The organism is Gilliamella apis (assembly GCF_030758615.1).
Classification (GTDB): domain Bacteria; phylum Pseudomonadota; class Gammaproteobacteria; order Enterobacterales; family Orbaceae; genus Gilliamella; species Gilliamella apis_A.
Map to the genome: position 1 here is coordinate 646,353 of NZ_CP132381.1, position 16,079 is coordinate 662,431.

The 16,079-nt window shown below is 34.5% G+C and carries 16 protein-coding genes; 5 read left to right on the top strand and 11 right to left on the bottom strand.

What is annotated here, in order from left to right:
• Nucleotides 1–20: 20 nt before the first annotated feature.
• From ybaK to glyQ, 4 genes are all read right to left on the bottom strand, one after another.
• The gene (ybaK, locus tag RAM17_RS03065; RefSeq protein WP_110448666.1) at nt 21–506 is read right to left on the bottom strand and encodes a Cys-tRNA(Pro) deacylase; all 486 of its coding nucleotides are present in this window, start codon (nt 504–506) and stop codon (nt 21–23) included.
• A gap of 85 nt (nt 507–591) precedes the next feature.
• A complete protein-coding gene (locus RAM17_RS03070; protein WP_146208349.1) occupies nt 592–1,410 on the bottom strand; it encodes a hypothetical protein in 819 nt (272 codons plus the stop codon).
• Nucleotides 1,411–1,467: 57 nt separating this feature from the next.
• Complete coding sequence (glyS, locus tag RAM17_RS03075) at nt 1,468–3,540, bottom strand: glycine--tRNA ligase subunit beta (protein ID WP_372339518.1); 2,073 nt, start codon at nt 3,538–3,540, stop codon at nt 1,468–1,470.
• A 10-nt stretch (nt 3,541–3,550) separates the two neighbouring features.
• Nucleotides 3,551–4,483: a glycine--tRNA ligase subunit alpha gene (gene glyQ, locus RAM17_RS03080; RefSeq protein WP_110448669.1), complete on the bottom strand. Its 933-nt coding sequence runs from the start codon at nt 4,481–4,483 to the stop codon at nt 3,551–3,553.
• Nucleotides 4,484–4,686: 203 nt separating this feature from the next.
• Between glyQ and envC the strand changes: the two genes are divergently transcribed.
• Both envC and RAM17_RS03090 read left to right on the top strand, forming a co-directional pair.
• Nucleotides 4,687–5,898 carry a murein hydrolase activator EnvC gene (gene envC / locus RAM17_RS03085; protein ID WP_110448670.1) on the top strand — a complete coding sequence of 404 codons (1,212 nt, stop codon included), beginning with the start codon at nt 4,687–4,689 and terminating at the stop codon, nt 5,896–5,898.
• Nucleotides 5,895–6,710: a divergent polysaccharide deacetylase family protein gene (locus RAM17_RS03090; protein WP_110448671.1), complete on the top strand. Its 816-nt coding sequence runs from the start codon at nt 5,895–5,897 to the stop codon at nt 6,708–6,710. Before envC ends, RAM17_RS03090 begins: the two co-directional genes overlap by 4 nt.
• A 6-nt stretch (nt 6,711–6,716) precedes the next feature.
• Here the strand turns inward: RAM17_RS03090 and rapZ are convergent, their stop codons facing one another.
• The 4 genes from rapZ to dsbB all read right to left on the bottom strand — a co-directional run bounded on the left by rapZ (nt 6,717) and on the right by dsbB (nt 9,605).
• On the bottom strand, nt 6,717–7,565 hold the full coding sequence (gene rapZ / locus RAM17_RS03095) for an RNase adapter RapZ (protein ID WP_110448672.1): 849 nt from the start codon (nt 7,563–7,565) through the stop codon (nt 6,717–6,719).
• Between the two features lie 101 nt (nt 7,566–7,666).
• Nucleotides 7,667–8,263: an XTP/dITP diphosphatase gene (locus RAM17_RS03100; protein ID WP_110448673.1), complete on the bottom strand. Its 597-nt coding sequence runs from the start codon at nt 8,261–8,263 to the stop codon at nt 7,667–7,669.
• 77 nt (nt 8,264–8,340) lie between these two features.
• Nucleotides 8,341–8,997 carry a bifunctional tRNA pseudouridine(32) synthase/23S rRNA pseudouridine(746) synthase RluA gene (gene rluA, locus RAM17_RS03105; protein WP_110448674.1) on the bottom strand — a complete coding sequence of 219 codons (657 nt, stop codon included), beginning with the start codon at nt 8,995–8,997 and terminating at the stop codon, nt 8,341–8,343.
• A gap of 74 nt (nt 8,998–9,071) precedes the next feature.
• A complete protein-coding gene (gene dsbB, locus RAM17_RS03110; RefSeq protein ID WP_110448675.1) occupies nt 9,072–9,605 on the bottom strand; it encodes a disulfide bond formation protein DsbB in 534 nt (177 codons plus the stop codon).
• A 150-nt stretch (nt 9,606–9,755) separates the two neighbouring features.
• Here dsbB and rluC point away from each other — a divergent pair, with 150 nt between their 5' ends.
• Together rluC and RAM17_RS03120 are read left to right on the top strand one after the other, a co-directional pair.
• Nucleotides 9,756–10,736 carry a 23S rRNA pseudouridine(955/2504/2580) synthase RluC gene (rluC, locus tag RAM17_RS03115; RefSeq protein WP_110448676.1) on the top strand — a complete coding sequence of 327 codons (981 nt, stop codon included), beginning with the start codon at nt 9,756–9,758 and terminating at the stop codon, nt 10,734–10,736.
• 26 nt (nt 10,737–10,762) lie between these two features.
• Nucleotides 10,763–11,422: a histidine phosphatase family protein gene (locus RAM17_RS03120; RefSeq protein ID WP_110448677.1), complete on the top strand. Its 660-nt coding sequence runs from the start codon at nt 10,763–10,765 to the stop codon at nt 11,420–11,422.
• A 63-nt stretch (nt 11,423–11,485) separates the two neighbouring features.
• On the opposite strand, the gene RAM17_RS03125 is transcribed toward RAM17_RS03120, so the two are convergent.
• From RAM17_RS03125 to proS, 3 genes are all read right to left on the bottom strand, one after another.
• On the bottom strand, nt 11,486–12,937 hold the full coding sequence (locus tag RAM17_RS03125; protein ID WP_110448678.1) for a beta-barrel assembly-enhancing protease: 1,452 nt from the start codon (nt 12,935–12,937) through the stop codon (nt 11,486–11,488).
• Nucleotides 12,938–13,078: 141 nt separating this feature from the next.
• On the bottom strand, nt 13,079–13,660 hold the full coding sequence (locus RAM17_RS03130) for a tyrosine-protein phosphatase (RefSeq protein ID WP_110448679.1): 582 nt from the start codon (nt 13,658–13,660) through the stop codon (nt 13,079–13,081).
• Between the two features lie 24 nt (nt 13,661–13,684).
• Nucleotides 13,685–15,400 carry a proline--tRNA ligase gene (proS, locus tag RAM17_RS03135; RefSeq protein ID WP_110448680.1) on the bottom strand — a complete coding sequence of 572 codons (1,716 nt, stop codon included), beginning with the start codon at nt 15,398–15,400 and terminating at the stop codon, nt 13,685–13,687.
• Nucleotides 15,401–15,508: 108 nt separating this feature from the next.
• On the opposite strand from proS, the gene RAM17_RS03140 reads away from it, so the two are divergent.
• Nucleotides 15,509–15,949, top strand: coding sequence for a hypothetical protein (locus tag RAM17_RS03140; RefSeq protein ID WP_110448681.1), 441 nt, complete (start codon nt 15,509–15,511; stop codon nt 15,947–15,949).
• Nucleotides 15,950–16,079 lie beyond the last annotated feature (130 nt).

The window sequence follows — 16,079 nt, forward strand, 5'->3', positions numbered from 1 at the left end:
TTATCAATATCAATTGTTATTTAAGTGGTTAATTTGCTAAATTTGGCATTCAATAGATTGGCTAAATCATATGGGGATATTTCGATTTCTAATCCTCGTTTGCCACCTGAAACTAACATTGTTTGGTACTGTTTAGCACTAATATCAATCAGTGTCGGTAATAATTTTTTTTGACCCAATGGGCTGATTCCACCCACTACATAACCAGTCGTTTTTTGTGCTAAATGTGGATCAGCCAACTCAATTTTTTTACAATCTAGTATTTTAGCAACTTGTTTTAGATCTAAAGAACAATCAACAGGCAGAACACAAACTGCCAATGTCTTATTATCACCATTGATGCTCACGATTAAGGTTTTAAATATTTGACCGGTAACAATATTAAGTTCTAATCCAAGTTTATTGGCAGCTTCTTGACCATAACGAGTCTGATCGGCATCGTGCTGATATTGATGAATATTAAATTTTATTTTCTGATTTTTTAGTAATCTAATGGCTGGCGTCATAATAATAACCGTAACATAAAGATTTTCGGTGAGAATTAGAAATTAATAATCCCTATTAAATTTTATTAATAGGGATTAATGATAATTAAGAAATTATTAGTTTGTCATTATCATCTAATTTTGTCGATTCAATACTATTATTTACGCTGTATAAACGATAAAAGAAGCTAAATATAAAGAAATCAGCAAACACAGCTAGTGAGGTAGATATAACATCAATAACAATATTTTTTCCTAATAAAGAACTTATACCACTCAGTATTCCAGTAAAAATAACGCTGATTAAAATCATTAAAACAGGCGCTTTCCAATTTTGGAAGAAAAACTTGTGGCAGGCACTAAATCTTTGAAAAAAAGGCATCGAGTTAGGTTGTGCTGCTGAAACGAGAAAATAATTAAAAATCGACTTATAAATTACTAAAGCGGTGCAACCTATCATCAATATTAATAGTAATGATACCATTTGGGGTAGAAGCAATCCTATTATGCTAAGGACCAGTAAGAATACAATAACGATAGGAATACAAATTAACATATATAAAACAGAAAAACCAAGTATATTCAGGCATATTGATAGTATTCGCGAGAATATTAAACTTGGATTAAGTTTGTTACTCATTGATAAATTACTGATAATGCTCAATATGATTGAAACCAAAACTACATTCACCAAATATAGAACTAGGAGGGATTGCATAACATAATTGGTGACCATACCGAATTGATTAAATAATTCTAAATCTACCAATAGGCGTTCGAGATCAATTACACAATTTATAATTAGGGTATTAATTAACCCAAGTACAATACTTGATATCGCTATTAGGGAAAATCGATTACGGATAAAGTTAATCGTTTGTTGAAAAATAGCTGTAAATGAAAGGTTTCTTTGTGAATCCATCATGTTTCCTTCTATGTGGTAATACAAGTATTACCACGGAGTATAAATTCAATTTAATAATTATGATTGTAATAATGAAATATCGGCAACTTTTAAAAATAAATTTTGTAATTTCTTTAAAAGAGCCAATCGGTTTAGTTTAATTTTATCATCATCAATCATTACCATAACTTTCTCAAAAAAGGTATCTATAGGTGCTTTAAGTGATGCTAATTCAACTAAAGCCTCTTGATATTGTCCCTTAGTAAAATAAGGAGCTAACTTATCTGTTAATACCGCTATTTGCATCGCTAATTCGCCTTCAGCACCAGCTTCGAGCAATGAAGCGTTAATATTTTCAGGAATAGTATCTGCGGTCTTCGATAAAATATTTGATACTCGCTTATTAGCTTCAGCTAATGAAGAAGCTTCTGGCAACGTTCTAAAATGTGTTACTGCATTGACACGGGCATCAAAATCAGCTGGTCTGGTTGGATTGATGGCGAGTACAGCTTGAATCGTATCGATAGCAAATCCTTTTTCTTGATACCAAGCTCGGAATCGACCTTGCATAAAGTTGACAATGTCCTCAACAACATTTTGGTTAGTTAATTTATCGCCATATAATGATGTGGCAAAATTAGCTAATTCGACTAAATCAATAGGTAAATCTTTTTCAACAATAATGCGTAATACGCCAATAGCTGCACGACGAAGCGCAAAAGGATCTTTATCTCCTTTTGGATGTTGGCCAATACCAAAAATACCCGCTAATGTATCCATTTTTTCAGCAATTGAGACTGCGCTGGCAACTGCTGTACTTGGTAACTCATCACCAGAAAAACGTGGTTTGTATTGTTCTTCAATAGCTGTGGCAACTTCAATACTTTCACCATCTTTAATCGCTAAGTATCGTCCCATAATGCCTTGCGTTTCAGGAAATTCAAATACAGTATTGGTGACTAAATCGCATTTAGTTAATTTTCCTGCTCGTTTGGCTTGTTCAACATTAGCTCCAGTTTTTTCAGCAATAAAACCGGATAAGGCTTCAATGCGGAGTGCTTTATCTTTAACTGTACCTAGTTGTTGTTGGAACAAAACCGTTTCAAGGCGAGGAAGACAATCTTCTAGGCTTTGTTTCAAGTCTGTTTTATAAAAGAATTCAGCATCTGCTAAACGTGGACGAACGACTTTTTCATTCCCAGAAATAACAACTTGCGGGTCTTTGGATTCAATATTGGCAACAAAAATGAAATTTGGTAACAATTTTCCTTGTTTGTCATAAACAGGGAAATATTTTTGATCACCTTTCATAGTGTATACCAATGATTCAGCTGGAACCGCTAAAAATCTTTCTTCAAATTTAGCAGTCAATACCACCGGCCATTCAACTAATGATGAAACTTCTTCAAGTAAGCTTTCAGTTAAATCTGCTTTACCATTTAGTTTAGCAGCTGCTTCTTCAGCTTGCTGTTTGATGATTGATTTTCGCTTGTCATAATCAGCGACAACTTTTCCACGTTGCTCAAGAATTTCTGGATATTGGTCAGCATTATCAATAGTAAATTGTTGCTCGCCCATAAAGCGGTGACCACGAATGATTCGGTTTGATTCAATATCTAAAATGATACCAGGTACTAGTTCATCGCCATATAACATCGTGACTGTATGACTAGGTCGAATAAATTCAACTTGACGAGCTGCCCAGCGCATCGGTTTAGGAATCGGCAATTTATTTAAGGCATTTTTAACCATATCACAAAGTAAATTGACAACAGGTTGACCTTTTTGATTGTGAGTATAAGATAGCCATTCGCCTTTATCGGTTTGAATTCGTTCTGCTTGTGATATATCAATTCCACAACCACGAGCCCAACCTTCGGCTGCTTTTGTCGGGTTACCATTTGCATCAAATGCTGCACTGACTGCGGGGCCTCTTTTAACGATTTGGCTATCTGGTTGAGTATCATTTAAATTCAAAACTTTTAACGCTAAACGTCGTGGTGATGCATACCAAAGTACTTCACCGTGTTCTAAATTAGCATTACCAAGTTGTTCAATAAAATTAGCTGCAAAGCTTTCAGCTAAAGAACGGAGTGATTTTGGTGGTAATTCTTCAGTACCGATTTCCACTAAAAATGTTTTTTGCATAATATATCAACTCCTACTTTGCTGCATTTTGGTTAGAACTTGAATTTTGGCACATTGGAAATCCTAGTGCTTCACGAGATGCGTAATATGCTTCAGCCACCATTTTGGTTAATGTCCTGATTCGTAATATATAACGTTGGCGTTCAGTTACCGAAATCGCTTTACGAGCATCTAATAAATTAAAACAGTGCGCCGCTTTTAAAATACGTTCGTAAGCTGGTAATGGCAGCGGTTTTTCTAATTCAAGTAATAATTTTGCTTCTTTTTCATGTTGTTCAAAACAATAAAATAAGAAATCAGTATTAGCGTATTCGAAATTATAGGTTGATTGTTCGACTTCATTTTGATGAAAAACATCACCATAAGTAGTTTTACCGAATGCTCCATCGCTCCAAACTAAGTCGTAAACACTATCTACACCTTGGATATACATTGCTAGTCGTTCTAATCCATAGGTAATTTCACCGGTGACTGGTTTACATTCAAGCCCACCGACTTGTTGGAAGTAAGTAAATTGAGTTACTTCCATGCCATTTAGCCATACTTCCCAACCTAATCCCCATGCACCTAATGTTGGGTTTTCCCAGTTATCTTCTACAAAACGAATATCGTTGATAGTTGGATCAAGACCAAGTTCCTTTAACGATCCTAGATAGAGTTCTTGAATGTTGTCTGGTGATGGTTTTAAGATAACTTGAAATTGATAATAATGCTGTAACCTATTCGGATTTTCACCATAACGACCATCAGTTGGGCGGCGAGATGGTTGAACATAAGCAGCATTAATTGGTTCCGGACCAAGTGCTCGTAAACACGTCATTGGATGAGAAGTACCGGCACCTACTTCCATATCTAATGGCTGAATCACTGTACAACCTTGATTAGCCCAGTAATCTTGTAACGTAAGTATTAACCCTTGAAAGGTTTTGACATTAAACTTTTGCATGATGTTATCTTTATGGTTGAATTAATTTTTTCTACAAATTAAATAGTGCTACATTTTATACTTTTTATTAGTGCTTGTGAAATGCCTAATTACTTTATATTGATTAAGCTACACAAGATAGTTTTCATTTTGCATCTTTAGCCATTTATCGGTATAGTGAAGTCATCTATATTGCTTGGTAAAAAATCAAAAATAAAAAGGCCATGTCTATTTATCATAAACTGTTGATTATATTTTTTATTGGATTAATAAATACACATTTTGTGTATGCTGATGATAATCAACAATTACAATCTTTACGTCGTTCAATCGAAGAACAAGAGAAACGTTTAGCAGAGCAAAAAAAAGAGCGAACTCAATTAATGAGTGATCTTAAAGAGCAAGAAACAGAAATAGCAAAATTACTAACATCAATTGAGAAAAATAGTCTTACACTTAAAAAGCTAGATAGTGAAATCATTTCTTTAATTAAGCAAATCGATGATTTAAAAATTAAACAACAACAACAACGCAATGAGTTAGCAAAACAGTTAGAAAGTGCATTCAAGCTAGGAAAAAACACCAACTTTAAACTCATTTTTGCTAGCGAACAAAGTGAGCGTAATGAGCGTCTTATTACTTATTTTCGTTATATTAATGAAGCACGACAACAGCAAATAAATATGCTTCGCGAAACACAAGTACAACTTAGTGAAAAGAAAACGGCTTTGAAAAAGACACAGAGCACGCAAAAAACATTGAATACTAAGCAGAAACAAGAACAGTTAGCCCTAGAAAAAAATCACCAAAATCGTAAAAAAACTATCAATCTACTTGAATCCTCAATGCAGAAAAATCAACAAAAATTAGACGAGCTAAAAGATAATGAAGCAAAATTACAGGCTAGAATTGCCCAGGCGGAACGAGAAAGCAGAAAAATAGCCGAAGAAGAGGCTAGGCAAGCAAAAAATATAGAAGAAAAACAACAAAAGAATACCAATTACACACTTAATGCTAATGAGCGGGCATTAATGGCTCGAGTCAGTGGTATTGGTAAACCGCAACACCAATTTAATTGGCCTGTAAATGGTAATATTATTCATCGATTTGGCGAAGCATTACAAGGTGAACTCCGTTGGAAAGGGATGGTCATCGATGCTAGAGATGGCACTCAAGTTAAAGCCATTGCTGATGGACGAGTTATCTTAGCCAGTTGGTTACAAGGATATGGATTTGTTGTTGCACTTGAACATGGTAAAGGCGATATGAGTTTATATGGTTATAACCAACGAGTGTTAGTTGAAGTAGGTGAAAAAGTTCGAGCTCAACAGCCAATTGCTATTGTTGGCTCCAGTGGTGGTCAAAATATCTCTGGCCTTTATTTTGAAATTCGTCGAGATGGTAAAGCATTAGATCCAAATGGTTGGTTAAAATGATAAAACATCTATTAAAAGTAGGAGTATTATTTTTATTATTTAATGCTAATAATGTATTAGCAGCAAAATTAGCATTAGTTATAGATGATTTTGGTTATCGCCAGCACAATGAAGAACAGATTATTTCATTCTCCGACAACATCACAATTGCCGTTCTTCCTCATTCACCGAATGCTAGACGGATTGCGACCATTGCTCATGAACATGGTAATGATGTTATTATTCACTTACCCATGGCTCCTTTGGGGAAACAACCTCTAGAGAAAGATACTCTATTTCCCTATATGAGTGAGTTAGAAGTAAAAAGAATCGTTGATGATGCGGTCTCGCGTGTACCGTATGCGATTGGTGTGAATAATCATATGGGCAGTTTAATGACTGCAAATTTAAATGGTATGCATAACGTCATGAAGGCGTTAAGTCACTATTCAATGTTTTTTTTAGATAGTAAAACGATAGGTAAGACTCAAGTTAAAAATGCTGCAAGTGAATACAATATAGCGGTTATTGGACGCGATGTATTTTTAGATGATCAACAAAAAGAATATGCTATTGCTCGGCAGTTTGATTTGGCAATAAAAATGGCTCAAAAAAATGGACATGCCATTGCTATTGGTCACCCTCATCCACAAACCGTGAATGTCTTACGTACAAAATTAGCTAATTTACCTGACGATATTGAACTAGTAAAAGTTAGTCAGTTGATCACAACACCACGAACTAAATCTAAACTCAAACCGACAATTAAAGATATATTTGAAAAATATAAAAAACGATTTACAGATATATCAAATCTTAATTCTCTCGAATAACAACAGTTATTGCTTTTCAAGCGTACGATGACGAATTTGAACTTGTTTATTTTGCGCTTTAAAAAACTCGGCTAATTGTTCAGCGATAAATACAGAGCGGTGTTGTCCACCAGTACAACCAATGGCAATAGTCAGGTAGCTACGGTTATTTTTTTCTAACATTGGCAACCATTGTTGTAGATAATTGGCGGTTTGATAAATGAAATTCGCTACCTCATCATGTTTTAATAAATAGTTTTTAACTGGTTCATCTAAGCCGGTTAATGGACGTAAATTGATATCCCAATGGGGATTCGGTAAAAATCTAACGTCAAACACAAAATCAGCATCGACGGGTAAACCATGTTTAAATCCAAATGATTCAAAGATCATGGTTAATTCTCGTTCTTTTTTACCTAAAACTCTGGTTCTAAGAATAGTTGATAACTCATGAACAGAAAGGTTGTCGGTATTTATCATCAAACTCGCATGTGATTTTAAAGGCTCTAAATAGGTTTCTTCTCGATCGATGGCTTCTTCTAATGAATATTTTTGATTGGTAAGTGGATGTATTCGTCTGGTTTCGCTATAACGTCGAATCAGTGTATTACGACTACAATCAAAAAAGATTATTTCAGGTGTGACAGAAGAAGGTAAACGTTGGAGAATATCATGATTAAAATCAAAATGATCAGGCAAATTTCGAATATCTAGACTGACCGCAACAGGGGTATTATTATCTTTTAATGATTCAGCCAGTTGGGGCAATAATGCAATAGGAATATTATCAACACAATAAAATCCCATATCTTCTAGTGCACGTAATGCAATTGATTTACCCGAACCTGAACGGCCACTAACTATCAATAATATCACAATATCAACTCCAAAATAATTGGTGTTCTAGTATATACTGTTTAGTTCAAAATGTTAAATTATTGAAAATAAACAGCGATCTGAAAAGCCAGATTATCTGGCTAGTACTCAGTTTTTATTTTGGCAATTAATTGTTTAAGTGCTTGTCCACGATGAGAAATTTGGCTTTTATGCTCTTTGGTGAGTTCTGCTGCACTACAATTAAGTTCTGGAATAAAAAATAATGGATCATAACCAAATCCACCATTGCCATGTGGTTCATTCAAAATTAATCCGTTCCATTTTCCTAAACAAATAATAGGCGTTGGATCATTTTCGTGTCGCATAAAAGCAAGTGCACAATAAAAGTATGCGGTTCTTTTTTCTTTTGCTACATCTTTTAATGCAAGTAATAATTTCTCATTATTACTTTTATCATTGCCATGTTCTCCAGCATAACGAGCTGAATATATGCCTGGTTGGCCCTTGAGCGCGTCAACAACTAAGCCAGAATCATCAGCAATTGCCGGTAATTGTGTCAGCTTTGCAGTATGTCTAGCTTTTAAGATAGCATTTTCAATAAATGTTAAACCGGTTTCTTCTACATCAGGAACATTGAATGCACTTTGGGCTACAACATCAAAGCCTGCATTGGCTAAAAGCTGTTGTAATTCGTTGACTTTTCCTTGATTGTTGGTAGCTAAAACAATTTTTTGCATTTTATGACTCCATAACTAATTTGTGTTATATCGCTATTAGTAAATTGAATATTACTGATAGAAATATTGCTTAAAATTTAAAAATCAGGCTCACAGCAAAATGTCATACTCTCCCCAGTTTTAGGGTGATTTATTGTGAGTAGTTGTGCATGTAACAATAATCGTTTTGACATCGAAAATGCTTCAGGATGAGCATAAAATTTATCCCCTAATATTGGATGTCCGATTGCTTGCATATGAACTCGTAATTGATGGGAGCGTCCTGTGAACGGAAATAGTGCAACTCTAGTGGTATTATCATCATTACGAGCAATAACTTGATAATGGGTTAATGCATATTTGCCATTTTCGTGGTCAACCATTTGCCGTGGGCGATTAGGCCAATCACAAATTAATGGTAATTCGACTTGGCCAATATCATTTTCAAGATGGCCATGAACTACGGCAATATAATTTTTTTTCGGTATTCGTTCGCGGAATTGTTTTTTAATTTCTCTATCAGCCAATTTTGATAAAGCTGCAACCATGATACCACTGGTTGCCATATCGAGACGATGGACTGATTCAACATAACTATATTTTTGTTGTAAACGATGGATAATACTATCTATAAATTGTGGCTTATTGCCTGAAACAGATAATATACCGGGTTGTTTATTAACAACAACAATATGATCATCTTGATATAAAATAGTTAGCCACGGATCAATGGGGGGATGATATTCCAAAAGCATGAATGTGTGATAATTTGTAAAATTAAATTGCCACACATTCTAACAAACTTACCAAAAAGTGCTAGTCGAAAAGTTTATTTACTCCAGATTGACTTTTTATTCGGTGAAAAGAGTTGAGAAAAGAGTATCACCAAACTCACCAAAAGGTAACAAGCAAAAATAATGATCATCCATTGCGACATTTCAATAGTTAAAAAAGACCAAATTTTGTCTGCACATGAGCCATAAGCATTAAACATGCTTGGCAACCATTCATTTAATGCTAACCAAGAAGGAAATTGCACATTAATAGCACAGGTATCACCTAAATTTGGTTCAAACTGTAAATGGGCATGAAACATTGCTAAGTTAAAACCTTTAATGGCACTAAATAACCACACCAAAATACCCGCTAAACGAAAAATTAGTTTGCTAGGCGCAATCAGCCCAATTAAGCTACCAAGCATAATGCCGTAAATTGCACAACGTTGATAAATACATAATGTACAAGGGGCTAGACCTAAGCCATGTTGAAAATAGAGAGCGGTTATTTCAAAAATAAAGGTGGAAAGAAATAATAAAAACCAAGCAACTCTACCGCGAGAGTATTGATTGAGCAGAGATAACATACTGTTTTATTCCTCCGGATTCCGTTATAATCGTGTTAAATTCATTTTATTGAAATTAATCGATATTAATTTTTAGCCAGTAGTAGTGTAGTTTATTTTTTAATAATGTGAAACGACTTTTATTTATAAACGGTGGATTAATCTTTTCTTATGGACTCAAAAGTTCAACAAACAAAACAACAAGTCTCATTTGTCACAATTAGTGAAGAAAATGAGGCTCAACGCATTGATAATTTTCTCATTACATATCTTAAAGGTGTGCCTAAAAGTATGATTTATCGCATACTTAGAAAAGGTGAAGTCCGTGTTAACAAAAAAAGAATAAAACCAGAATACAAGTTAGCTATTGGTGACCAAGTGCGTATCCCTCCTATACGCGTTTCTGAAAAAACGGTGCCTGAGATTTCCACAAAACTAAATAAAGTTGCTGATTTGGAGAAAGCGATCATTTATGAAGATGATGTTATTCTGGCCATTAATAAACCATCCGGAATTGCCGTACATGGTGGTAGTGGTCTAAGTTTTGGTGTTATTGAAGGATTAAGAGCCTTACGACCAGAAGCAAAATTTTTAGAATTAGTGCATCGAATTGACCGCGAAACATCAGGTATTTTATTGATTGCGAAAAAACGTTCTGCGTTAAAGTCACTGCACGAACAATTACGTTTGAAACAGATGCAAAAAAATTATTTAGCTTTAGTGAAAGGTAATTGGCCTTCTGAATGTAAAGTTGTACAAGCACCATTACTAAAAAATGTTCTTAAAAGTGGTGAACGAGTGGTTAAGGTCAATGCCGAAGGTAAACCTTCAGAAACGAGATTTAAAGTAGAAGAACGTTTCGGTTTTGCAACCTTAGTTAAGGCAAGCCCAGTAACTGGTCGTACGCACCAAATTCGTGTGCATACTCAATATGCTAATCATCCAATTGCATTTGATGATCGCTATGGTGATAGTCAATTTGATGCATTATTAACTGATAGTAAACTTAATCGATTATTTTTACATGCCGCTAATGTAAAATTTATTCATCCGAAAACTTTACAAGAGATGCAATTAAATGCTCCGTTGGATGATGTATTGCAAAATTGTTTGACAAAGATTAGAGATGACAAATATCAACAAACAGAATGATTAAAATGAGAAGGTAATTAATAAGCATGAAAGATCTTAATTTATACTTAATTAGACATGGTCAAACAGAATGGAATATTAAAGATCAGATGCAGGGGTCACAAAATTCGCCTCTTACTGAAAATGGCATTTTAGGTGCCAAAATAACCGGAAAGCATCTAAAAAATACGCCATTTATACAAGCCTATTCTAGCCCTCAACAACGAGCAATGGAAACTCGGGACTATATTATTAATGAAAATGATAATGTAATTCCTACTTTTGAACTGGAAGGTTTGCGAGAAATGGATTTTGGGCTTTGGGAGGGGAGACATGTACCTTCACTAAAAAAAGAATTCCCAGAATTTAATACCTATTTAACTGAACCAGAAAAGTTTGATGCATCTATTAATCAAGGTGAAAATTATCTTGATGTCCTTTCTCGTATGAAAAATGCTTTAAATGAAATTGTCAAAAATGCGCCACAAGATAAGGGTAATATTTTAGTTGTATCGCATGGTACGGTGTTACGAATATTACTTTGTGTTTTAAATGGTGGTGATTGGCGTCAACATCGTGATGAAAACTATTTCCCTCGAATGTTAAATACCAGTATTAGCGTGGTTAATTATAAACAGAACAACGATCAACAAGATGGCGAATATTCAGTTAAATTTTATAATAATGTTGATCATTTAGACGATTAATTACTATTATTCTTTGACATTTTCAGGCTAATGCTATTAGTAACATTAGCCTGAAATGTGAGTCTACCTTCTACTATAAACAGCATAACGTTTTTGTAACTGTTTTAATTGACTAATTCTGGCATCAATTTTTGCAATTAAGGTTTGATTACCTTTTGCTTGAGTTTTAGCATTAGTTAATAATCGAATCGCGTCAGTAAAATTTCCTTCTAGAGCGATTGACTCAGCCCGTGCACTCATCTCTTGAGCTCTTGACTTTAATCCACCATAAGCGGTTATTAGCAAATCCCAACCGTTAGTATCATCATTATGATCAAAAGTATAACGATGTAATAAACTTACTGCTTGTTGGTAATTGCGTGCTTTTACATAGGCATTAGCTAAATTTAATTGCAATGCGGAACTATTAGGTGATTTTTTTAATGCTGATTGAAGACGACTAATCGCAGCACTACTATTATTAAGCGCTAAGTCAATATCCGTCATTAGATCAATATACCAAATATTATTTGGATCATTATCTAATAATGGTTGTAATTGTTGTTTGGCTTTTGGGTAATTATTATTATTGTAATCAACTAAAGCATTAGCATAAATTACCGCTATTTTACTTTGTTCATTATTCAGTTTACGATAACCTTCAATCAATAATCTTGCATTAGTTTTGTTACTCATCAATATTGCTATTCTAGCTTTGGCTAAATAATAATTTAAAGATGGCGTAACATTCTTTTTTGAGTATTGTAATGAACGATTACGAATATCTGATAAACGGCTATTAGGTAAAGGGTGAGTCATTAAGATTTCAGGTGGCTTACTGCTAAAGCGACTTTGATCGGCAAGTTTTTGTAGAAACTCAGAAGAAGCATAAGGATCAAATCCAGCTTTAGTTAATGTTCTAAGCCCAACTCTATCCGCTTCTTGTTCATTTGATTGGGTAAAACTAATCATACTTTGTGTTGAACTAGCCATAGTAGTTGTCATTGCCGCCATACCCGCTTCTGGATTGGCTAAAGTTAGTAATAACGAGCCAAGTGTTGCCCCCCAAACGTATGGACTATTACTATTTTGAGCCTCCATTGCTCGAGCCAAATGGCGTTGTGTCACGTGCCCGATTTCATGAGCCATTACCGATGCTAATTGACTTTCATTATCGGTATCTAATATTAATCTTGAATGAACGACGACATTGCCACCAAAAAAAGCAAAGGCATTAAGTACATTACTTCTCATAACATAAAAGTGAAAAGGCGTCTGTACTGATTCAGATTTGGAAACTAATTTTTTTCCTAAATCATTGATGTATTGATTTAAAACCGGATCATTAATAATCGGAGCACTACCACGTAACAAGCGCATATAATAATCGCCCATCTCTTTTTCTTGCCCGATGCTTAATGTAGCTGCAGCTGCGGTGCCCATATCGGGTAGCTTAATGTTATCTGCATAAACGATCGATGCATTTTGCAATAATAACGACGTAGATACTATTAATGCGATTGCTTTTTTTAACATACTTTTAACTCATAAAAAAGATTGATAATTAAGTATTCTAGCTTAAAAAAAAGACAATATCACTTTGAATATTTTATCAATTTGAGCTATTACTTCTATATTATTTTATTTACTCGATTTAATAATCTTAAATAATGAATGTTATTCAAATACTGCGTGGCGAATTTGTTCTACATCAACATTTTCAATATAGTTTTTGATATTGGGATAAATATTATAATGATGTCCAAACTCAGGTTGCATTAATTCATCAATAACTTGATGTTTACTCCAGTTTTGAAAAATTAAGCGATACATAGCAACAACTACGCCTGTGCGGTCACTGCCATGCCAACAATGAATCAATATCGGTTTAGGTGAATTTTTGATTGTTTTAAGGATTTGAATTATTTTTTTATCAGAAATATTTCCTGCTCGCATATTGATCCAAACCTCAGTGATGCCTGTATTGACAACTTTATCTCGATCACTATGCCATAATCGCAGATTAATTATGGTTTTAATGCCGAGTTTATCAAGCTGTTTTATCTGTTTTAACGAGGGTTGTTCAGAACGATATACATCGTTAGATACTTGATAAAAGTTATTTGGAATGAGGTCGGAATTAATATTTGACTGGCAACTGCTAATAAAAAAAATCAAGCAACACAACAATATAATGTTCACTCTTTTGGCGATTTGCAAACCAAAGTGAGCTATTACTTGTTGTGTTCTATTTATCATTACTACAATTGTCTATTGTTATGTTTATTGTTGACGGCTTTTAATAAATTCAAGGATTTGATCTACTTTTACCAATTCTTTATCCCCACCAGCACGATGTTTATATTCTACATCACCATTATCAAGGTTACGATCACCAATAACAATAGTGTGTGGAATACCAATTAATTCAGCATCAGCAAACATTACACCAGGGCGTTCTTTACGGTCGTCAAATAGTACTTCAATACCGGCAGCTTGTAGATCGGCATAGAGTTTTTCTGCAGTCGCCTGTACTCTTTCTGATTTGTGCATATTCATTGGAATAATAACAACGCTAAATGGTGCTATGGCTTCTGGCCAAATAATTCCACGTTCGTCATGGCATTGTTCGATTGCAGCGGCAACTATTCGGCTAACGCCGATACCATAACAACCCATGATCATCACATGATTTTGTCCATCTTCACCTTGCACTGTTGCTTTCATTGCTTCTGAATATTTAGTACCAAGTTGGAAAATATGTCCAACTTCAATACCACGTTTAATTTGCAATGTACCTTTGCCGTCAGGGCTAACATCGCCTTCGACTACATTGCGGATATCTTCGATGCGAGGTAAAGCAACATCGCGTTCCCAATTGATATTGAAATAATGTTTATGGTCAATATTGGCACCAGCACCAAAATCACTCATTACAGCAACATCACGGTCAATAATCATTGGCATATTTAGGTTTATTGGTCCTAGAGAGCCCGGTCCTGCATTGACTAATGCGCGAATTTCATCTTCGGTTGCAAATTCAAGTGGAGACGCCACAATATCGATTTTTTCTGCTTTGATTTCGTTTAAGGTATGATCACCTCGAACTAATAAAGCTACTAGTTGGTGACCACTCTCTTTAGTGGCTTTAACCATTAATGTTTTAACGGTTTTTTCAATTGGTAAATTGAATTGTGCTACTAGTTCATCAATAGTTTTGGCATCTGGAGTATCAACTAATTGCATCTCCTTGGTTGGAAATTGGCGAGTTTGAGTTGGTGCTTGTGCTTGTGCCATTTCGATATTTGCCGCATAATCAGACTCAGTTGAAAAAACAATATCATCTTCGCCACTATCCGCTAATACTTGGAATTCATGTGACCAGTTACCACCAATTGAGCCAGTATCAGCTCGTACTGCTCTAAAATTTAAGCCTGCACGAGTAAATACTGCACTGTAAGCTTTATACATATCATCATAAGTTTCTTGTAATGATTCTTGCGATGTGTGAAATGAGTATGCATCTTTCATAATAAATTCACGCGAACGCATAACACCAAAACGTGGGCGTACTTCATCGCGGAATTTGGTTTGAATTTGATATACATTAAGCGGTAATTGCTTATAAGAGCTCACTTCATTACGAAGTAAGTCAGTGATCACTTCTTCATGAGTTGGGCCTAAGACGAAATCACGATCACCACGATCTTTAATGCGTAATAATTCGGGACCATATTGTTCCCAACGCCCACTTTCTTGCCATATATCGGCAGGTTGTACCACAGGCATTAATACTTCAATTGCACCTGCTTTATTCATCTCTTCACGAACAATATTTTCGACTTTTTTTAGTACACGATAACCTGTGGGTAGCCATGTATATAATCCGGCAGCAACTTTACGGATCATGCCGGCACGTAACATTAATTGATGACTAATTACTTCAGCATCTGCTGGCGTTTCTTTTAATGTAGATAGAAGATATTTACTGGTTCGCATACATTTATCCCGAAAAATAATTTATATATAAATATAATAAAAATGTTAGCTAGTTTAGCAGTACCAAGCGCAACACAAAAGTAATTTTATTAATAATTATGGTTATAGATGTTTATTAATGATAAATTATCGTTTATTGAGAATAAGTTACTAATCAATATGGACAAATGGAAATTGAACATACATAAATTAATAGAGCGTTTATTCTTTCTCTTTTTAATAGGTCTTATTTTATATTGGCCGATTAAATTTGCTAAATATCATTTGTTTGATTTAAGTTATCAAGAGGTATTAGAGTTTTCTTGGCGAACTGATGGTTGTCAATTGTCATATCCAGAGGTATGCCCATGCCCTAGTTTTATTGAGCCAGATGATCATTTCACAATTACTGATGATGGCGATTTATATTTTGAAAATAAACTTTATGGTAAATTGATATTAAAAGACAAACCTAGTTTTTTTCATGACCCCTCTGAAATATTGTCTGGTGGCTTCATGGAAATTATACGGTCAGATTCAGGTGTTATTTGCTACTATGATTCGATATAAAAATTTTGAGAATTTTTTAGCTAAAATTAGCTGTCAAAAACCCCGTTCTTCAAAAATTTTTTATGCTAATAATTTAATCTTAATTAATGGCTTGATTCGACAATTGTTATCACCATAATATAGCACTAAA